Source organism: Vibrio sp. HENC-03, from assembly GCF_000305755.2.
GTDB lineage: Bacteria > Pseudomonadota > Gammaproteobacteria > Enterobacterales > Vibrionaceae > Vibrio > Vibrio owensii.
The window spans coordinates 519,801-539,776 of record NZ_JH976124.1 but is presented as its reverse complement, the minus strand read 5'-3'; the positions used below and the strand labels follow the sequence as shown (position 1 = coordinate 539,776).

The 19,976-nt window shown below is 47.0% G+C and carries 18 protein-coding genes; 8 read left to right on the top strand and 10 right to left on the bottom strand.

All coding sequences use genetic code 11. From position 1 onward, the window contains the following. Nucleotides 1-4: 4 nt before the first annotated feature. Both VCHENC03_RS10020 and VCHENC03_RS10025 read left to right on the top strand, forming a co-directional pair. On the top strand, nucleotides 5-643 hold the full coding sequence (locus VCHENC03_RS10020; RefSeq protein ID WP_009706566.1) for a bifunctional 4-hydroxy-2-oxoglutarate aldolase/2-dehydro-3-deoxy-phosphogluconate aldolase: 639 nt from the start codon (nucleotides 5-7) through the stop codon (nucleotides 641-643). Between the two features lie 171 nt (nucleotides 644-814). Further along, nucleotides 815-1,939 carry a carbohydrate porin gene (locus VCHENC03_RS10025; protein WP_009706565.1) on the top strand — a complete coding sequence of 375 codons (1,125 nt, stop codon included), beginning with the start codon at nucleotides 815-817 and terminating at the stop codon, nucleotides 1,937-1,939. A 67-nt stretch (nucleotides 1,940-2,006) separates the two neighbouring features. On the opposite strand, the gene VCHENC03_RS26960 is transcribed toward VCHENC03_RS10025, so the two are convergent. Together VCHENC03_RS26960 and VCHENC03_RS10035 are read right to left on the bottom strand one after the other, a co-directional pair. Continuing rightward, the gene (locus tag VCHENC03_RS26960) at nucleotides 2,007-2,438 is read right to left on the bottom strand and encodes a bactofilin family protein (protein ID WP_080642206.1); all 432 of its coding nucleotides are present in this window, start codon (nucleotides 2,436-2,438) and stop codon (nucleotides 2,007-2,009) included. After that, nucleotides 2,342-3,295: a M23 family metallopeptidase gene (locus VCHENC03_RS10035; protein ID WP_009706563.1), complete on the bottom strand. Its 954-nt coding sequence runs from the start codon at nucleotides 3,293-3,295 to the stop codon at nucleotides 2,342-2,344. The genes VCHENC03_RS26960 and VCHENC03_RS10035 overlap by 97 nt, the downstream gene beginning before the upstream one ends. A 445-nt stretch (nucleotides 3,296-3,740) precedes the next feature. On the opposite strand from VCHENC03_RS10035, the gene VCHENC03_RS10040 reads away from it, so the two are divergent. From VCHENC03_RS10040 to VCHENC03_RS10050, 3 genes are all read left to right on the top strand, one after another. Continuing rightward, nucleotides 3,741-5,474 (top strand): hypothetical protein, encoded by a 1,734-nt coding sequence (locus VCHENC03_RS10040; RefSeq protein WP_009706562.1) that lies wholly within the window; start codon nucleotides 3,741-3,743, stop codon nucleotides 5,472-5,474. Nucleotides 5,475-5,720: 246 nt separating this feature from the next. Further along, complete coding sequence (locus VCHENC03_RS10045) at nucleotides 5,721-6,734, top strand: HlyD family secretion protein (protein ID WP_009706561.1); 1,014 nt, start codon at nucleotides 5,721-5,723, stop codon at nucleotides 6,732-6,734. Nucleotides 6,735-6,739: 5 nt separating this feature from the next. After that, the gene (locus VCHENC03_RS10050; protein WP_009706560.1) at nucleotides 6,740-8,272 is read left to right on the top strand and encodes an MFS transporter permease; all 1,533 of its coding nucleotides are present in this window, start codon (nucleotides 6,740-6,742) and stop codon (nucleotides 8,270-8,272) included. A 104-nt stretch (nucleotides 8,273-8,376) separates the two neighbouring features. Here VCHENC03_RS10050 and VCHENC03_RS10055 read toward each other — a convergent pair whose 3' ends face one another. The 5 genes from VCHENC03_RS10055 to VCHENC03_RS10075 all read right to left on the bottom strand — a co-directional run bounded on the left by VCHENC03_RS10055 (nucleotide 8,377) and on the right by VCHENC03_RS10075 (nucleotide 12,808). Continuing rightward, nucleotides 8,377-8,979, bottom strand: a complete 603-nt coding sequence (locus VCHENC03_RS10055) for a TetR/AcrR family transcriptional regulator (protein WP_009706559.1) — start codon at nucleotides 8,977-8,979, stop codon at nucleotides 8,377-8,379. A gap of 144 nt (nucleotides 8,980-9,123) precedes the next feature. Next, a complete protein-coding gene (locus VCHENC03_RS10060) occupies nucleotides 9,124-9,885 on the bottom strand; it encodes an iron ABC transporter ATP-binding protein (protein ID WP_009706558.1) in 762 nt (253 codons plus the stop codon). An 11-nt stretch (nucleotides 9,886-9,896) separates the two neighbouring features. Then, nucleotides 9,897-10,847: an iron chelate uptake ABC transporter family permease subunit gene (locus VCHENC03_RS10065; protein WP_005429177.1), complete on the bottom strand. Its 951-nt coding sequence runs from the start codon at nucleotides 10,845-10,847 to the stop codon at nucleotides 9,897-9,899. Beyond that, a complete protein-coding gene (locus VCHENC03_RS10070; protein ID WP_032802805.1) occupies nucleotides 10,840-11,796 on the bottom strand; it encodes an ABC transporter permease in 957 nt (318 codons plus the stop codon). The genes VCHENC03_RS10065 and VCHENC03_RS10070 overlap by 8 nt, the downstream gene beginning before the upstream one ends. Nucleotides 11,797-11,887: 91 nt before the next feature. After that, nucleotides 11,888-12,808 (bottom strand): siderophore ABC transporter substrate-binding protein, encoded by a 921-nt coding sequence (locus VCHENC03_RS10075; protein WP_005434328.1) that lies wholly within the window; start codon nucleotides 12,806-12,808, stop codon nucleotides 11,888-11,890. Between the two features lie 221 nt (nucleotides 12,809-13,029). Between VCHENC03_RS10075 and VCHENC03_RS10080 the strand changes: the two genes are divergently transcribed. The 3 genes from VCHENC03_RS10080 (at nucleotide 13,030) to VCHENC03_RS10090 (ending at nucleotide 16,677) form a co-directional block, all read left to right on the top strand. Then, nucleotides 13,030-13,971 carry a LysR family transcriptional regulator gene (locus VCHENC03_RS10080; protein ID WP_005434330.1) on the top strand — a complete coding sequence of 314 codons (942 nt, stop codon included), beginning with the start codon at nucleotides 13,030-13,032 and terminating at the stop codon, nucleotides 13,969-13,971. Nucleotides 13,972-14,106: 135 nt separating this feature from the next. Then, entirely contained in the window at nucleotides 14,107-16,125 is a 2,019-nt protein-coding gene (locus VCHENC03_RS10085; RefSeq protein ID WP_009706555.1) for a TonB-dependent receptor domain-containing protein, read from the top strand. Nucleotides 16,126-16,242: 117 nt separating this feature from the next. Continuing rightward, entirely contained in the window at nucleotides 16,243-16,677 is a 435-nt protein-coding gene (locus VCHENC03_RS10090) for an EamA family transporter (RefSeq protein WP_009706554.1), read from the top strand. Between the two features lie 147 nt (nucleotides 16,678-16,824). Here VCHENC03_RS10090 and VCHENC03_RS10095 read toward each other — a convergent pair whose 3' ends face one another. From VCHENC03_RS10095 to VCHENC03_RS10105, 3 genes are read right to left on the bottom strand one after another with little or no spacing between them, the layout of a single operon-like run. Further along, nucleotides 16,825-17,979, bottom strand: a complete 1,155-nt coding sequence (locus tag VCHENC03_RS10095; protein WP_009706553.1) for a winged helix-turn-helix domain-containing protein — start codon at nucleotides 17,977-17,979, stop codon at nucleotides 16,825-16,827. A gap of 41 nt (nucleotides 17,980-18,020) precedes the next feature. Further along, complete coding sequence (locus tag VCHENC03_RS10100; protein ID WP_009706552.1) at nucleotides 18,021-19,205, bottom strand: multidrug effflux MFS transporter; 1,185 nt, start codon at nucleotides 19,203-19,205, stop codon at nucleotides 18,021-18,023. Then, nucleotides 19,202-19,831, bottom strand: a complete 630-nt coding sequence (locus VCHENC03_RS10105) for a recombinase family protein (protein WP_020195591.1) — start codon at nucleotides 19,829-19,831, stop codon at nucleotides 19,202-19,204. Before VCHENC03_RS10105 ends, VCHENC03_RS10100 begins: the two co-directional genes overlap by 4 nt. Nucleotides 19,832-19,976: the final 145 nt, after the last annotated feature.

The following is a 19,976-nucleotide window of genomic DNA, read 5'->3' as shown; positions in this document are numbered from 1 at the left end:
CAACATGTCGAATTTAAAAGCTCAATTGAAAGCGTTAAAAGTGATCCCAGTGATCGCCATTGATCGCGCAGAAGACATCATCCCACTGGGTAAAGTGTTGGCAGAAAACGGTCTGCCAGCAGCCGAAATTACGTTTCGCTCTGATGCCGCTGTTGAAGCTATTCGTCTATTGCGTGAAGCGCAGCCAGACATGCTGATTGGGGCAGGCACAGTGCTCAATCGTGAGCAAGCTATTGCAGCTAAAGAAGCGGGGGCAACCTTTGTGGTTTCTCCGGGATTTAACCCTAACACCGTTAAAGCTTGCCAAGAGATTGGTATTGATATCGTACCTGGTGTGAACAACCCAAGTGCAGTCGAAGCGGCGTTAGAAATGGGATTGACCACATTGAAGTTCTTCCCGGCAGAAGCATCTGGTGGCGTCAACATGGTGAAAGCCCTGTTGGCCCCTTATGGTGATGTGGAAATCATGCCAACTGGCGGTATCAGCCCTTCGAACATCAAAGACTACCTAGCCGTACCGCGAGTGCTGGCATGTGGCGGTACTTGGATGGTCGATAAAAAGCTTATTGAAGCGGGCAAGTGGGAAGAATTGGCTCAGTTAACGCGTGAAGCGGTCGAGCTAGTCGCGAAGCAATCTGCTTAATTCTCGATATTCCAAATTTCCCTAACCGCGAGATTTACGGCGGTTAGGGGATACTCAAATAACAACAATAAATCTTAGTAAGCCTTTCTTTTTCAATAAGAAGGGGCGGGACTTGCTGTCTCTAAAATCAGCACTTTTACACAATAAAATCTAATACATATAGGGTTTAACATGAACAAAGCACTGAAATTATCTCTGAGCGCCATCGGTGTATGCACGGCACTATCGGCAAATGCGGGCATCAGCATTATCGACAACGAAGAAGGGAACTTTTCTATCGGCGGCGACGTTGAATTGAACTTCAACTACCAAGATCGTGAGTCGAACGATTCTGGTGATCAAGAATTCAACCAAGATGGTCGCGTACTGATCGAGTTTGCAGGTGAGAAATTCACAAGCAACGGTCACTATGTCGGCGTGAAAGCCCAGCCTTTGTTTGAAAGCACAGGTGACGTAAACCTTGATGATGCTTATTTCGAGTTTGGTAAGAAAGACAGTTGGGCAATCAAAGCGGGTCGTTTCGAAGCGTATGACATGTTCCCTGTTGGTCTGGATGTGTTCCTAGAGTACTCAGGTGATACCTCTAACGAGCTTTACACCGATGGCTCGGCTTACACCTATCAGATGAAAGAAGCGCGCGGCCGCGGATCTGATGGTCAGCTGATGTACAGCCAAAGCTTCGGCAATCTTTATCTGGAACTGAGCACCATGATTGGTGACCGTTCGGATCTTTTCCATGAAGGTACCGATGGCGGCAAATACCACGGTCAAGCCATTACAAGCAGCAAAGACTCCTTCTTAGTACGCCCTGTTGTTGCTTATCAAATGGGTGATTTCAGCCTAGCAGCCTCGATGGAAACCAACCTCGTTTCTGATGCGGTGGTGACCGACCAAGGTGTTGATATTTCTGACCGTACTGGTTACGGCTTAACAGGTAACTGGACCAGCGGTGATTGGTCGGTGAATGCAAACGTGGCTTACTTAGATGCGGTTGACGAAAACAACTTCTCGACAGGGGTTAACGCACTGTGGAAAGGGCTAGGTATTGGTTACGTTTACGCGCTGAACGAATACGAAAACAAAGAGATCAAAGGTTGGGCAGAAGGCGATGTGAAGGTATCGACACTTTATGCTTCTTACGAGTTCACGGACGTGCTAGAGGTAGAGAACTTCTCAGTGTTACTGGGTTCTTACTTCACAACCGTTACCAACGATCTTAGCGCGAACTCACCAAGCGAAGCGTTTAAAGAAGAAGACGATTTCGGCGCACGTGTTCGCCTGTTTTACGAATTCTAATTTGGTCTAACGCAAGCATAGCAACAACTCAAAAGGGCACAGTCAGTGCCCTTTTTGATATTCGTAATTACGCGCTTTTGCGAGCTTGTGACTTATCCGTTTTATTGGTTTCAGTGGACTTATCTTTCAGCGTCACCACTTCTTTTTCTGGTAGTTCTGCGGCCTCTCCAAAGAACTTGCCGCCAGCTTCGATACTCAGGTTGTTACTCCAAATTTTCCCACTGACACGGCCTTTTGCTAGCACTTGGATGTGTTCAGCATGGCAGTTACCATCAAGCAGGCCATTGACGATCAGTTGTTTCGCGTAGATGTCGCCTTTAACACGGCCACTCTCTGCGACGACCAATGTGCCTTCGACGTGCAATTGGCCTTCGATGATGCCATCAACCTGAATATCGCTTTCTACTTTGAGTTCTCCGCTAACAGAACAGCCTTTGGCGATGAGAGTTGAAGCTGATGAGCCACTCGTTGTTCCACGGTTTTGATTAAAGATTCCCATCGTATTCTTCGCTCCTTGGTAAAAATGTCTTCAAAATTATTGAGGTTCCAATCCACGAATGGCCTTGGGTTTACGGCTCTTCCAATAAATCTCACTTCATAATGAAGGTGAGGACCAGAAGAGAGCCCGGTGTTACCAGAAATGGCGATGAGCTGGCCTTTTTTGACGAACTCACCGGTTTTGACTTTGAACTCTTTCAAGTGGGCATAAGCGCTCGAAAAGCCAAAGGAATGCTGTATATGCAGTAAGTTTCCATACCCTTTGCTACTTCGGCGTGTGGTCTCTATTACGCCATCAGCAGAGGCATACACTTTGGTGCCCGTGTTAACCGCAAAATCTAATCCTCGGTGCATTTTTGTTTTTTTGGTAACCGGGTGAACGCGCTTGCCAAACCCCGATGAAAGCCGTGCTTTACCGACAGGAGAGCCGTTAGGGATCTGGTTGAGCATCACCATTCGAACATTAGACGTGATAGCGGCAGTATCAAAGCGCGCATCCAAACTCTCAGTGTTGGATTCGTTGGCGACACCAAGCACTTTCTCCAATTCCCCCAAACGCTCCGAGACCAATTGAACGCGTTCTTCTCGCTCCGAGAGGTCATTCTCAAGCTCTGATTTCAGAGCCTTTAGCTCACTTAACTCCTGACCCATACTGCGCGATTGCTCGGTTAACTTTGCTTGCTCAAGTACGGCGTCATCGACCTGAGAATAAAGATGATTGATCAAGATAGCGGTTGCGGTTAATCCCAAAATAAATGCCACCAAGCCCGTTTTAAAGTTGCGCTGCATGGCTTTGCTGAAGTACCAATGCTTAGAGCCATTGATGTTGGAAATAGAGATAGTCAGCTGATCTTTCATGGTGATTAATGGCGCGATAGACGTTCAACATTCGTTATTGATAGCTCTGACTCTAAGTAAAAGTACGACCGTCTTCTAGAGGAGGAATCGACGAAAATGTCAGGTCGTGAGCTGTTTTCAGACAATAGAGAAAAATCGGTAATTGGATTTAATATTGCGTGGATTTTGGCCGATAGGGTATAGCATTTATGAAATTTTATTGAGTGAGTTGCTAATAGTGCGGTCGCGCAATTTAACCCACTTCACGGTTCATCTTATAAATGTTGGATATCTTAAGAAATTGGCATTCAGCAAATTGATAACTCTGTTAGGCCGTTTATCATGGCATTGCAGATGAATAAATGCCGAAAATTGTCATCCTTCCCAAGCATTTATTCGGGGCTTAATGCTCACTCAAACCAATCTGTTGGTTTGAGGAAATAAAACTAAGACAACGGAGTTGGTCGTGAAAAAACTATTATTAGCTACTGCAGTGGTCGCAGCAGCAGGCGGTGCCGCGTATGTGTACCAAAATAACCTTGCCCAAGGTGAATCTTCAACCTCGCTACTTTCCCAAGTTCCAGCGGATACCTTGTTGATTACCTACCAAACGGAACCTTTTAATCACTACGAATACATGAACGCATTCGGTACGTCGCAACAGCCACCAATGGGAGAACTGTTTGCAGAAGAAGATCTGACTCCTGGTTTAGAGTTTGCGGTTAACTTCTTGGATGCGTACATGGCAGCGGCGTCTTCTCCTGAGAGCTTGAAAGCCTTCTTAGGTACGGGCGATATGGTGAGCCCAATCATGTACACCCTGGGCCTTGTTCCTGTTTACAAGGTACAGCTAGAGAACCCAGCAGCACTATGGAAAACCTTGGATGAGCAAGAGCAACTTGCTGGCATTCAACACGAACTTGTGAAGCTAGATACGGTTGAGTTCCGCCGCTACGAGCTAACGGATTCGCAAGACCCACAATTGGGTATTGGTCTGGCAGTGGCAGTGGTTAACAACGTGCTGACCGTAACTTTCGACATTCCTGAACTTGGTGTTGAGAATCCACTTAAGCTGGCTTTTGGTCTTGAATCTCCGAAGAGCAGTATTGTCGATTCTGGCCGTCTTGAAGCGGTGCAAACTAAATACGGTGCGAGCAACAACTCATTCGGTATTTTCGACATCCGCGAAATCATTAAAGGTCTAACGACACTTGATGGCAACAGAATGGCGCGCCAACTGAAGATGGCCGACTCTGACCCAACGCTAGAGCAACTGCGTTCTCCTGCGTGTCACACTGAGTTCACTCAAATCGCTGAAAACTGGCCGCAAATGGTCGCGTTTGCCGAGTACAGCGCGGGTGACGATAAGGCTCGCATCAACGGCGGCTTTGTTGTTGAATCGAAAAACCAAGTGATTCTTGAAGCATTGCAATCAGTGCGCGGTGTCTTGGCGGAATCGAATGGTGAGCAGAGCATGTTTAGCGTGGCATTAGGCCTAGACGTTGCAACGTTGGCTCCGGCGATTGGTAAGATCTGGACAGATTTAACAACCCCTGAGTACCAGTGTTCAATCCTAGCTCAAGCGCAAAATGACATGCGTGGCCAAAACCCAGCTCCGGCGATCAGCATGGGCGCGGGTATGGCAAATGGCCTGAAAGGTTTGAGCATGGAAATGTTCGGTCTTGATGTGAACATGAATGGCCAATACGGCCCTGAGCTAGGTCAGCTGGATGCGATCTTCTCTATCTCAGCGGACGATCCAAACATGCTGCTGCAAACGGCACAAATGTTCATGCCTGAGCTGGCACAGATTCAAATCCAACCGGATAACCAACCAGTGAACATCGGTGGTCTGCTTGAACCATACGCAGGTAAACCAATGGATGTATTTGCTCGTCTAAACGGCAGCCACCTAACGCTTTACAGTGGTGAGGCAGCAGCGGCAGCAAGTGAGAAAGTCATGGCTCAACCGCTAACGGCGAATGGTCTATTGAGCTTCACTATGGACTCAGACCGCGTACTAGAAGTGATTGAAACAGCATCGGAAGTGTCTGGCGAGCCAGTACCGGAAGACGTGAAGATGAGCCTACAAGGTGAACTTATCGGTGGTATGGCTTTGGACGTAACCAAAGATGGCATTGTGTTTGACTTCGATTACACAAGCTCAACCAAACCACAAGTGAAGGTAGCGCAGCAATAAGCGTGACTCACCGGCTTCAATCTCGAAGCATTTTTTCATAATCAAAAGGCGACCTCGGTGTCGCCTTTTTTGTTTTTCTCGCGACAGCCCTTCAATTCCTTCTCTTTTATTCAAAAGTAACCACCAAATAAGATCGATAAAAATCAGTGGGATGGATCTTTTCTTCTTATCAATGATCAAATGTATCTTTACTAAAACTGTACTGTACAGTACAGTTTGTAAAAATCATTAAGTTGGGTTTCAAAAATGAAGAAGAAAGTCATTGTGTTGTCGCTTGTTATTGGTTCGTTAGTCGCTGCAGGTTGTGCGTTATACCAACCGAATACAGTGACCACTGATAACGCTTATGTTCACTCGGATGTGACGGCGATTTCTCCGGAAGTCGGTGGGCAGGTAAGCCAACTTTTTGTCGAAGATAACCAGTGGGTCAGCAAAGGTGCGCCACTGTTTTCGATTGATGATGAAGATTTCATTGCCAACCAAGAAATCGCGAAGTCAGTGTTAGATGTCGCAAAAGCTGCGCTGACCGCAAACCAAACCAAAACTGAAATGCAGCTGGTAAAGATTGAACAGGCGAAGCAGGGCATTCACAGTGCAAGTGCCAACGCGGAACATCAAGCGGCGGAGTTCAAACGTCTTTCACGCTTGGTACAAAAGCAGTCGGTGAGCAAGAACCAATTTGAAGCGCAAAGAACGCGTTCTATTGAAGCGAGCAGCAATCTTGAAACTGCCAAGCTAGCGCTAGCCGCTGAACAGAAGCAACTTGATGCGCTAGTAACAGAAAAAATGCAGCTAACCGCGCAACGCAAGCAAGCAGAAGCGAACTTGAGATTGGTGAATATCGCCCTTGAGCGAACCATCGTTCGAGCGCCTTTTGATGGTTACGTGGCAGACAGACAAGTGCAAGTGGGTAAGTTTGTTCAACCGGGCATGGGTTTGATCGTGATGGTACCGGATTACGTTTGGATTGAGGCAAACTTCAAAGAGACTCAATTGGAAAACGTTGCACAAGGGCAAGATGTAGAAGTGGTGTTAGACATGTTCCCCGATCATCCGTTGCATGGTCGTGTATCTTCTATTACCCCTGCAACAGGCGCGCAGTTTAGTTTGTTGCCACCGCAAAATGCGACGGGTAATTTTGTGAAAGTAGTACAGCGTGTGCCAGTGCGTATTGAGTTGGATATCCCACAAGAGCTTAAACAGCGCATCTACCCTGGCTTGTCGGCTGAAGTGTCGATTGAGACCGCAAAGCAAGGTTAATCGCCATGAAAACACGTTCACCATTGCTGATTTTTGCGCTGTTCGCCATTGCGGCTTTTGGAATCAATTCGGTGATGTTTACCGAGTTGTCCCACGAGATGGCAGCCACATCCGGTTTGTCCGCAGATGAAGTCGAGTTAGTGAAAATCGGCTTTATGATCACTCAAGTGTTGGGGTTTATGTTTACCCCTATCTTGGTGCGTAAGCTTGGTACGTCATTGCCATTACACTCTGCATTGCTGGTGGGTTTAGGAACAAACCTTACGCTCTATTGGACTGGTCAGCATGCGTTGTTGTTCACGCTAACTTGGTTCGTAAGCGGCTTTTTCATGAGCATGTTATTGGTGGTGGTGAACCTTTATCTACTCAATACTTTTGAGCAGCGTTGGTTGCCTGCGATTATTGCGCTGACACTGATCTTCTCAACACTGTTACCAATGGGCGCTTATCCGTGGTTGGTGGCTGAGATTGTTGAAGAGTTTGATTGGTCGTTTTTGAACGTTGCCTCGGCTTGGTTGTACTTTTCAGCTCTAGTGATGATCGGCGTGTATAAGCCTCAGGCGATTGAGATTGAAACTAAGCCAAAGTCTTCAGGCTCGGTGTACCTTGTACTCGCGTTAACGATGAGTTTGGTGGTGTTCCTACTGATGCGTAGCAGCTACTACAACTGGTTGGATTCAGACTGGTTTGTACAGGCTTCTTCAGTGGCTGCGGCACTAGCTTTGTTGGCGGTATATCAGTTGGTGAAAACGCGCCAATTGGATACTGCGTCGATGCAATTGCACGGTAAGTTAAAGACCAACGTGTTTATGTATAACGCCTTTCTTGCGGGCTTTGCCGTGATGGCAAGTACAGTGCTGTTTGCCAACTTCCTAAAAATGGCGATGCACTACAACAGCCTCAATGCGGGTTATGCACAATTACCGTCGTTTTACGCCATGTTGGTCGGCATGCTGGTAAGTGTATTGGTGTATTACTTCCGCCGCCCTTTAGCGGATGCAGTAGTGCCTTTTGGTGTGCTAATGATTCTACTGTCGGTGCATGAGTTCAGCCAATTACCAAGTTTTGTTGGCACAGAGTCACTACCCATCCCAATGTTGTTACGTGGTTTTGGTGTTGGCTTGTTGAATGTGTCGGTGACGATTGCGGTGTTGATGTACTTCCAAGTAGGACAGCGATTAGAAGGCATTGCTAACTTCTATCTGTTCCGAACCATGGGCGGAGTGATTGGCGGAGCGTTTTTCTCTCGTGTGATTCAAAGCCACAGCGCGCAAGCATCGGGCGAAATCGGTCGCACTCTGGACGGTTCAAACCATGTGTTTGCGGCCTACGAACAGGCATTGAGCAGTGCGATTCTGACTCATGGTCGCTTACCTAATCCGGCACTTGGGATGAGCCAAATTAGTGCGGTTGTGAAAGAGCAAGCTACGACATTAGCACTGAGCAATTCGTTGGTGATGTTTATTGTCTCTATTTTTGCTCTTGCGCCAATCTTGTTGGTTGGTAAGAAGCTAGCCGCAAAACAAGAAGCGCACTGAGGTTATGTAAACAGAGCAAATTGCCAGCCAAGCAACTCGGTAGCTAAGCCGTAAAAAAACAAAGGGAGCCAATGTGCTCCCTTTGTTTTTTAGTTTTGAGGTTCTTATCGCTGATAAAGTTTAAGGAATGCCGCCACGGCTTTTTGGGTGTGCGAATCCAATTCCTCATCGCTTAAGAAATCAAAGCCCATCAGTGCCATATTCTGGTAATCCATTTTGATCAGCGCGAGTAGTTGCCCACAAGCTAAATCGGCATCGTCGATGTTAAGCTGCTGGCTGATGGTGTCGGTTTTTAGAAACTCAATTAAGTATTGGTGAATACGCTGCGGCCCGGTTTGCCAAAACTGATTTGGAACCGAGTCATGTTTATTAAAATCAGCAGAGATGATGCGATAAAGCGATAGGATTGGGTTAGAGCAAATGCCGCGTAGATACTTCTTCGCGAAGTCTTCTAAGGTTTCTCTGAGTGGTTCATTCTGTTTATCGGCAAGTTGGAAAACGGACTCTAGGCTGATCTTGGTGTTATGCGCGAGCACTTCAACAAACAACCCTTCTTTGTTGGAAAAGTAACGATAAAGGGTCTGTTTTGAACCACCACAAATAGCAACGATTTGATCGAGTGATGTGTCCTTGTAACCCTGTTCAATAAACAGCTCGGTTGCCACTTCGATGATTCGAGTTCTTTTCTTTTCAGTAGATGCGCGCATAACTAAATCAACCTAAATAAAACTGTTCAGTACAGTATCATTATTGCCGCCGAGACACACCGCTTTTCCGCGTTTAAGGCTTCTTCATTGACCAAAATTAAAAAAGGCGACACGAGGCCGCCTTTGGGATCAGATTGGGTTACGTTAACGTCGGTAGTACAACGAAATACGGTTGCCGTTAATCTCTTGCACAATAAATGGAATCTCGTAAATATCGCTCAGCACTTCGGCATCAATCACTTCTTCAACCAAGCCCGCTTTGATGACTTCACCAAGTTTCATCGCCACGATGTGGTCAGAGTAACAAGACGCAAAGTTGATGTCGTGAATTACGATTACTACAGCTTTGTTCTTCATTTCCGCAAGCTTACGTAGCGTACTCATGATGTCGACTGAGTGCTTGATGTCGAGGTTATTTAGCGGCTCATCCAAGAAGATGTAGTCGGTATCTTGCGCCACCACCATAGCAATAAACGCCATTTGACGTTGGCCGCCCGACAGTTGGTCGATAAAGCGATCTTTCAAATGGTCGATTTCCAGATGTTGCATCGATTCATCAATGATGCGGTGATCGTCTTCTGTCAGGCGACCTTGCGAGTATGGGAAGCGACCAAACGCCACCAAATCACGCACCGTAAAGCGCATGTTGATGTTGTTTGACTGGCGCAGCACTGATAGGCGCTTTGCTAAGTCTTCGGTGTTCCATTGGTCAAGCGGCTTATCACCAATCACGACGCTACCAGCATCGCTTTCTGTTAGGCGACTCGCCATCGACAGCAAGGTACTTTTACCCGCGCCGTTAGGACCAATAATGCTGGTTACTTTGCCAAGTGGAAAAAGGGCATCGGCGTTTTTTACCACGTATTTTTCGTTGTATTTTTTGCTAAGACCTTGAATACGGATCATGTGATAAACCCTTAATCGAATTTGTTTTTCATAAGCAGAAGCAAGAAGTAGCCGCCGCCGATAAAGTTGATGATAACGCTGATGGTGGTGTCAAAATCGAACAGGTTTTCAACCACCCATTGACCGCCTGACAGCAGCACAACCGACAGTACTGAGCTCGCAACAATCAATAAGCGATGTTGGTAACCAGTGAAGATTTGGCGAGCCAGAGCTACAACAATCAAGCCAAAGAACAAGATTGGACCAATCAAAGCGGTCGAGATAGACACCATCAAAGTGATGATGAACATGACTTGCATGGTCAGTTTATGGGTATCCACACCTAGGCTTTTCGCGTTGTCGACGCCAAGCCACATTACGTCCAATTTGTGGGCAATACGCATTAGGTATGCTCCACACAGCAGCATCGGAACCACACACCAGTACACTAACTCACTGTTGATGTTGTTAAAGCTCGCGAACATAGAACTTTGGATGAAGGTGAACTCATCTGGGTCGGTGATCATGGTGAAGAAGCCGGTGACGCTATTGAACAAGCTGCTTAGTACGATACCAATCAACAACAAGGTGAAGATATTGCGCTGACGACCACGGAAGTAGAAGCTGAACAAGGTCATTGCACAAACAATCATGATGCCAGTCGACAACACGAAGTTGAGCTTGCTGTTGATAACCAAAGCACTCAAGCCACCAAACATTACTACGAGCAGCACTTGAATCATCACGTACATGGAATCAAAACCCAGAATCGAAGGGGTGAGGATTCGGTTGTTGGTGATGGTCTGGAAAATCAGTGACGACGACGCAATCGCCATTGCTGCCAAGACAATCGCCAGTACTTTCGGGATGCGACGTGACAAGAAGAACTGGTAGTTATCTGGCGTTAAGCCTTTACCGATGAACACCGCACAAATCAAAACTGCCGCGATTGCCAGCAGCGTTACTTTCATAGAATCACGCATTCGATTTGTCTCTCAGAACTAGGTAAATGAAGATTGAGCCACCCAAGATGCTGATGATCATCGAAATTGGAATCTCGTAAGGGAAAATGATAAGACGACCGAGGATGTCGCAAGTAAGCACCAAAATCACGCCTGCGTATGCGGTCCAAGGCAAGTTACGACGCATGTTGTCACCAATGAACAGCGACACTAGGTTTGGCACGATAAGCCCGAGAAACGGAATCATACCAACGATCATCACCACCGATGACGACAGCACAGCCACAAGAATGACACCGACCAAAACAATGCGCTGGTAGTTCAAACCAATGTTTTTTGCGAAGCTCTCGCCCACACTCGCCGCACTAAAGCGGTTGGCGTAAGCGTAAGCCAGAATCGAGACAGGGAGCGCGAGGTACAAGAACTCGTAGTTACCACGCAATACTGAGGCGAAGTTAGCCACCGTCCATGAACCAAGGGTCTGTACTAGGTCGTATTTGTAGGCAATAAAGGTGGTCATGGAAGAAACCACGTTGCCGTACATGATGCCTATCAGCGGAACGAGCACGGTGTTCTTAAACTTCAAGCGTTGTAAGAAGCGCACGAAGATCACCGTACCAATTACAGAGAACGCGAAGATGGTGATCAGGTGTACCCAACTGCTCATGTCTGCAAACAGAATCAGCGCGACGATATAGCCGAACATCGCCCAATCGACCGTACCTGTAGTAGATGGGGCAGCAAAGCGGTTTTGCACGATCTGCTGCATGATCAAACCTGCAATACTTAAGCCTGCACCAGCGAGGACGATGGCCAACAAGCGGGGTAATCGGCTAACCAGCAAGATGTTCAAACTGTGGCTGTCACCGGCCAAAATCTGCGAGAGAGAAACGTTCGCCACCCCAACCAGCAGAGAGGCGCAGGCGAGTACGACGAGCAATAAAAAAGCCAAGATATGATGTAATTTCATGGTGTATTTATAGGGTGATAAAAACAACAATGACCTTTCGCACCGTGAAGCGGGAAAGGTCATCGATTAGAGTGAGATTGAACCGAATCTGTTAGTTAGCAATGACTTGGTTCAGCTCTTTAATCATGGTTTGCGTCGATTGGTAGCCACCTGCGGTTAAGTACCAAGCCGCTGGGTCCATAAACAGCACGCGGTTGTTTTTCGCCGCTGGCGTGGACTTCACAAGATCGTTGTCGAATAGCTGTTTTGCTTTACCACTGCTCTGACCGATGGCTTGTTCGCGGTCAAGGATAAGCAGTACCTCAGGTTGCGCATCAGCAATGTATTCGAATGAAATCAGGTTACCGTGAGTGCGTGGTACAGATTTCACGTTCTCAGAAGTCGACGTTGCAAAACCCGCTTCTTCATACACAAATGAGAAACGGCTGTTAGTGCCAAACATCGCCAAGCTGTTACCGCTGTTTGAGACGGTCAGTGTGCGTGGTGGCTGAGCTTCTACTTTTGCGTGCAGGTGATTAATTTGTTCTTGAACGCCTTCAATCAACTGCTCTGCTTGCTCTTCTTTGTCGAAGATGTCACCCAGCGTGCGCCAGTGTTCTTGGGTTGTTTTCCAGTAGTCGGTGGTGTCGATACGGAACATGTAAGTTGGCGCGATGTCGCTCAGATCTTTGTAGATGTCTGCCATGCGACCTTCTGCGATGATTAAGTCTGGCTTGAGCATAAACAGTGTCTCGAAGTTCACTTCTTTCACGCTGCCCGTGTTTGCGAACGAGTCGATTTGGAATTTTTCTAGAGACTTTGGCAGTAGCGTCTTTGGCATGCCGACGGGCGTTACGCCCAAAGCATCAATGTAGTCTAAACTGCCGTAGCCCAATACAACGACGCGTTGTGGTACGCCATCAATGTCTACTGTTCCCAAGCTGTGTTGGTAGGTTTTAGCCATTGCCCCCATAGGAGCCAATGCAAGCAGCAAAGCTCCCGTTGCTACGCGAAGAGAAGTTTTACCAAACATAATGATTTCCAAAAGGTGCGATGCAATCTCGCATTAGTGCTTTAAAAACAAATAGTGCCTTAAAAACAAAGAGTGCTTTAAAAAAATAGAGCGCGAGATTAGTCGTAAAGCGGTATAACTTATTTGATTAAAATCAAATAAGAATGATTATTGATTGCAGGCACATTAGCAGATAGTCTATATGCAGCAACAGAATTAGCAGAATAGTGAGTATTCAAAAAATGAATTTAGCTCAAGTCGACTTGAACTTATTGTTTATTCTCAAACACCTACTTGAAGAGAAGCATGTTTCCAACACCGCGGTATCGCTCAATATGAGCCAACCATCGGTGAGCCGCTCTTTACAGAAACTCAGAAACTTGTTCAACGATGAGCTGTTAGTACGTACTGCACACGGCTACGAATTGACCCCAAAAGCCGAAGTGATCAAGCAAGATTTGAACACCGTTCTAACCGGGCTAGAAAAGCTGATGTACGGCCAGTCATTTGTGCCAGAAAAGAGCAACGGTACGATCCGTTTTTACGGCTTGGTTCCGCAGGTGATTTTCTTACTGCCACCGATTGTTTCGCGCATCCGTGAAGAAGCGCCGAACATGATTGTCGATATCGATTCTATCCCGAAGCGCCATTTCGATGCGCTGATCGCAGGGGATGTGCATTTTGTGCTTTCAACCGCTGAGCCACCTAGCTCTGAGCAGAATTTGTATCGCATGAAAATTGCCAATCGCGACTACCGATTCTTGATGAGCGAAACTCATCCACTTGCCCATGTTGAGGAACTGACGGTGGAGATGCTGCTCGATTGCAACTTCGGTCAAATCTCACTTCAAGGTGGCAAAACCCTGTCGATTTATCACCGTTTTGTTGAGCTAGGTGTGGTGGATAAAAAACGCCAATTATCGATTCCTGTTCAGCTTTCAAACTTCAACGCCGCGCCAGCGATTGCCGAGCAAACGGACGTGATTTTCCACTTGCCAACACCGTTTGCACAAGACGCTTGTCAGGGCAGAAAATTGATCACCAAAACCGTACCAAAAGCGATTCGAATGGACAGTGAATCGGTCTATTTATACTGGCATAAGCGCTATCATAACGACCCGATGTGTAATTGGGTTAAGTCATTGTTCAAGGAAATATATGGCTCAACTGAAGCTGAATGGTAAAGAATATTATTATTCATTTTCGACATACTGGTAATTAATCCTACAAATGCTCGGTTGCTTGTCTTCGTCAAATAAAGGCTATTTAATGCGAACCATTATCATTATAAGTTCCATTAAAATTTATAGGTTTTTACCATGTCGAAGACGACTCCGTTTGCGCCAAAACCATTAGCAGTGGTGATCGGTGCGCTATGTACCTCTTTTTCCGTCTTTGCTGATACAACGCCAATCGAAACCGATGAGCAGCTTGTTGTAACAGCAACTCGTACCCAGATGGAGCTGAAAGATGCTCCAGCTTCTATGTCGGTGATCACCGCTGAAGACATCGAAAACGATCCAGGCATCACGCTGGCGGACATCGTGTCTAACGCAACCAGCGTGGAGTCAGACTTCGACAGCACACGTGCAGGTCGTCAGCAAATCTCGATTCGTGGTATGGATTCGAAATACACACTGATCATGGTAAATGGGCGTCGCATGAGTTCGGCAAGTGCGATCGTACGTGGTAACGACTTTGATCTTTCTGCGATCCCAATGGATTCAATTGAGCGAGTAGAGATCATCCGTGGTCCTATGTCGGCGCTTTACGGCTCTGACGGTATGGGTGGTACGATCAACATCATCACTAAGTCACCAAGCAACGATTGGAGCTCGCAACTTAGCTTAGACAACACCACGCCAAACGATGGCAATGGTGGTCAAGAGTACACAGTGGGTCTAACCACGTCTGGCGCTCTGATTGAAGACACTCTATTCGCTCGTTTCTCTGTTTCTCAAACGAGTCGCAACGCGTGGCAGCCATACTCTGGCGAGAAAGGCGGCATCGATCGCGAAGAGGTTACTGCACTTGAAGATCGCGATAGTTTAGCGATGTTCGGTACACTTTCATGGCATTTGGTGGACAATCAATTTATCGATCTTGACCTTGGTTACAGTGACGATGAGCGTGATACCGCAGCAGAAAGTGGCACTACGGTTCTGTTCTCGGAGTCTCGCGTCAAACGTAACAGCCAAGCGCTATCGCATACCGGTTTTTGGTCTTGGGGTGATACGCAAGTTCGTTACTCACGTGAAAACGTAGAGAACATTGAAGCGGCAAACGATGGTGCTGATTCAATTGAAGAACTAACACAAATTTTTGAAGCGTCAGCAACCACTTACCTAGGTGAAAGCCACACTGTGACGTTTGGCGTGGACTACCAAACTAGTAAGCTAACCAACCCAGAGCACATCGTGGGTAACAAAGCAGAAGCTTACCAAGGTGCGGTATTTATCCAAGACCAATGGGAAATGACCGATACGCTAATGGCGACAATTGGTGGTCGTTTGGATAAGCACGAGCACTACGGCGAAGAGTTCAGCCCGCGTGTGTACCTAGTACACCAAACAACGGACGACTTGGTACTGAAAGGTGGTGTTGGTAAAGCGTTTAAGGCACCAACCATGACGCAAAACCACCCAGATTTCTCGATGAGCAGCTGTAAAGGTAACTGTAACATCGTAGGTAACGAAGATCTGGAAGCAGAAACCAGCGTGAACTACGAGTTCTCGGCGCTATACAGCGGTCGTAACTGGAACTTAGAAGGCGCGGTATTCCGTAACGAAATCGAAAACCTAATCGAACAGACAGACATCTTCTGTGAAGTCGGTACGTGGTCGAGTGCAGTGATGAGCTGTATTGATGACAATGGCGACCCTATCGATCGTGAAGTGTCTAACCCGTACAAGTCTTACCAAAACGTATCGAAAGCCGTTATCCAAGGTGTGGAGCTAACGGGTAGCATTCAGTTCAATGATCAATGGGCGATGTCTGGTAACTACACTTACTTAGACACCGAAGATAAGTCGACCGGTGAAGAGCTGAACGAGCGTTACAAGCACTCTGCATTTGCTCGCCTAAACTGGTACCCAACTCAAGATTTGAACCTGTTTGCGAGCGCACGCTACCGTGGCGACCGTAAGATTGACTCTCAGCTAACGCAAGACGCTTATACCACGATGGATTTAGGAACGGTTTACCATGTGAATGATGCACTACGTATTCGTGCGGGTATCACCAATCTAACCGATGAAAGCGTATCAAGAGAGCTAGAAAACATCGGTTATGTTGAAGCACCGCGTACTTACTATGTTGGTATGACAGCAGACTTTTAAGCTCTAGTTAGAGACTGATTCGATTGGATTTAAGTCGAATTTAATCGAAGCAAGACATGGCGTTGCAGTACACTCTGTAACGCCTTTTTTGCTTTTAGGGATGAATAGGAAAAGACAATGCTTCAAACTTCTTGGTTATTTTGGGCGCTTATGTCGGCGGTATTTGCGGCGATGACCGCAGTGTTGACCAAACTTGGTGTGGCGAACATCAACTCTGACTTGGCGACCTTTATTCGTACCTGCGTGATTCTTGTTTTGGTTGGTTTGATTGCTTACGCGACTAAGCAGTTCAGTGCCATTGGAGAGCTCTCGACCAAAGGCATGGTGTTCTTGGTGCTATCGGGTTTGGCAACAGGTGCATCGTGGCTGTGTTACTTCCGCGCCATGTCATTGGGGCAAGCTTCTCAAGTTGCGCCGATCGACAAACTAAGCGTGGTGCTGGTGGCAATATTCAGTGTGGTTTTACTGGGAGAAAAGCTCAGCATGGTCAACTGGATGGGGATTGGCTTGATCACCGTTGGCGTGATTTTGGTGAGCCTACAAAGTTCTTAAAGGTCACTATCACCTAAGTATCTCGTCTCTCTGAATATCGAGAGACGGATGTCATTCAGAATCGATATGCAGAGAGCATGGGCTTCATGAGAACAGTTTGGTTTCTCAGCACTTTGCTCTTTGATTCTTCGAGCACTGTTCTTTTCATTACGCCCTTTGCGCAACTTTCTGAATCACAAACGCTTGGCACTGATTAAACTGCGCGAAAGCTTGTAGTTCCTCTTCTAAGGCGACGAAAAACGCCTCTCTGTCTTTAAGCGAAGGCTCGGTGACTAGGTTAAGAACGTTCAGCGTTGAACTGGTTTTATCCACTTTGCAGTCGGCGCGCGCGATCAGTTTCCCATCCCACAATATTGGCAGACAAAAGTAACCGAACTGGCGTTTTGGCTCTGGAACATAACACTCTAACAAGTAATCAAAGTTGAAAATTGTGCTGGCGCGTTTTCGTTGGATAAGCAGGTTATCAAATGGGGAAAGGATTTTAGCGCGTTTGCGGTTGAGCCGTTTGTCGAGCAAGTTCAGTGCATCGCTACAGGTATAGTAAGCTGAATTGTTGATGCTAATGGCTTCAATCTCACCCAAATCGACCAATTCGGACAGAGCTTGTTGTACTGGCTTCTTAACTCCTTTCAGTAGGTAAACCATTTCAGGCAAAGTACCGAACCCATGAGATTTAAGATAGTTGAGGACTAAGAATCGCGCGTGTTCTTGCTCGGTTGGCATCGATATATCAACGTCTCGAGGCAGAACATGTGAGGTCAGGTCATACACTTTCTGGAAACCACGACGTTCGCTTATCATCAAATCGCCCTGCATGTATAAGTTCTCTAGGGCGCGTTTGGTTGGCTTAGTATTCCAGCCATCGGTCTTATGGTTGGCAGATTCGAAGTCCTTTGCCATCAATGGGCCTTCTTGCTCAATTCTCTTCAAGATAGACGCCATCAAGTCGTGGTCTTTTTTGTACCAATGCTTTTGCTGATCGGATTTGATCGCCGCTTTGCGAGGTAAGCTATGACGGTATTGCGACATAGGTAAATACGCCGCCGCATGAGACCAATATTCGAAGACTTTCTTTTCTGCCACCAGTTGGTCTAGGTGCTCAAGTTGGTAGCTTGGGTTTCGGCTCCACAAAGTATGATGGTGGGCGCGCTGAACGACAGAAATCGTATCAATCTGCACATAGCCCAGTTGTTCAAAGACGGCTAAGGTCTTCGCTTTGGCGCTACCTTTGTTGCTTGCTAGCGGCAACCCTTGAGAGAGCAAAGCCAATTTTTGTGCTTGAGCAAGATTGAGTGATTTCATGTCGTTATTTGTCTTCCTTGTTACTTTCTATTGCCCGGACTCTATTGCTCGGAAGGTTGCTCAGTGGCAAAACCTCGCAGAACGTTGGTTAGTGTAATGGTCGCGAAGACCACAATCACCAATGATAGATGCCACGCTTGGCTTAATCCGAGTTGCACCAATGCCATACTCACAATCGATGACACCACCATTTGGCCACCGCCCGACATCGCCGCAGCTGCACCTGCTTGTTTCTTATAGGGTTGCATTACCATGGCTTGAGCACAAGGTAGAGCGATAGCATTGCCTAAAATCATCAGCAGTTGGCCTAGCATTAAGTACAGCGGCTCAACAGGACAGAAGAACAGCCACGCTGCGGAACTGACATGCAGGATTGGCGTGACTAATAGCATCTTCTTTGTGCCGATGATTGGTCGCACACGGTTACAGATACTGGTGCCGCAAATCATGCCGAACGCCGGAATCAGTGCCCACATCGCGTATTGATCGGATGTCATGCCGATTTGGTTTTGCATGATAAAAGGCATTACCGAAACGGTTGTGATCATCAAGCTGAAGTTAAGCCAACCGATACTGGCAAAGCTCATAAAGTAACGAGAAGTCAGTAGGTCACGATATTGCAGCAGCATCTTTTTCGGTGATGGCAAGGCTGAGGTTTGTGTGATGGTTTCTTGGAAGCGAAATACGATCACAGTCCAAGCCAACAATACGTAACCCAACAACGAGATAAATACCATAGTCCAGCCGAAGTGGGCGTTAATGAAACCACCAATAACAGGAGCAACTAACGGTGTGATAGAGGCCGCCATCGCAATGTAGGACAAAGCGACAGGGAGCTCAGGACCATTAAAGCGATCACGAGTAGACGCTCGGGCTAACACCGCACAACAGCCTGTACCTAAACCTTGCAGAAAACGGCCTGCGACCATGCCAGTGAAAGTGTGGCTTAGGAAGATGATCATCAATAGTCCGAGCATGGCAATCAACAAGCCGGCTAATAGCACCTTTTTGCGGCCTAACGCATCGGATACCGGGCCATAGATAAACTGAGACGGGCCAAAACCAAGTAAGTAAACACTGACTAACAGCTGAGCTTGGTCGAGGGAAATATCGAAATCTTTCGCGATCCAAGGAAGAGATGGAAACACCAAGCCCATACTGAGCTGACCAACACTGATGATGAGACACGCCAGCAATATGGTTTTAAATTCAATCGGTCGACTCATGATTTTTCACCATCGCCACGGCGGCGCAGGCTTCCTTCCTCATCAAACTCATTCAATTTGGCTTTCACTCGTTTGACCGTCGATAGGCTGACTTCGCATTGTTCTGCGACGCTTTGTAGCGTATTGCCTTCCAGAAGCAAAGTTGCAATGTGTTGATGTTTCGCTTTGTCTGCAGGGCGACCTCGGAATTTCTGCTTCCACATCTGTGGGTCGTCTTTTAGTGCTTTGCGGCCTTGTTCTGCGGCGAACAAGCGATGTTGCGTTTGCACTTGTCCGTAGCCAGAAAGCAGCGAAAGCAAGGTTTGCGTTTGTACGGAACCGGGTTCAAAGGTCAGTGGTTCACAAACGGTTTTTAGGGTGACGCCTTTGTTAAGCAGAGTTTGAATCGTGCTTAGGGCTTGGCTGAAGTCTCGGCCAAAGGCGGTTAACCACCAAAGTACAACGGTGTCGCCAGTTTGCACGGTAGTTAAGAGTTGTTGAAAGGCTTGTCGCTCGGCTGGTGGCGTGCAGCCGCGTACCTTGTCTTCAAGGTGAACTGCTTCTGGAGCAAAGGCTTTCAAAGCGTTGAGCTGCTCAGGGTAAGCCCGGTTTTTAGGGGAGTGCCGCGTATAGAGAAAGGTAGCCATGGGTGCAATGCGTCTCTTGAAATTGGTTCATATACTGTAATGGTCCATAAATATACAGAGGTTCATTAGTAACCACAACACCAAATGAACCATTGGCTCGAAATCTTAGAAGTAGAAGTAAAAGATGAGAGGCAAGAGAAAGAAG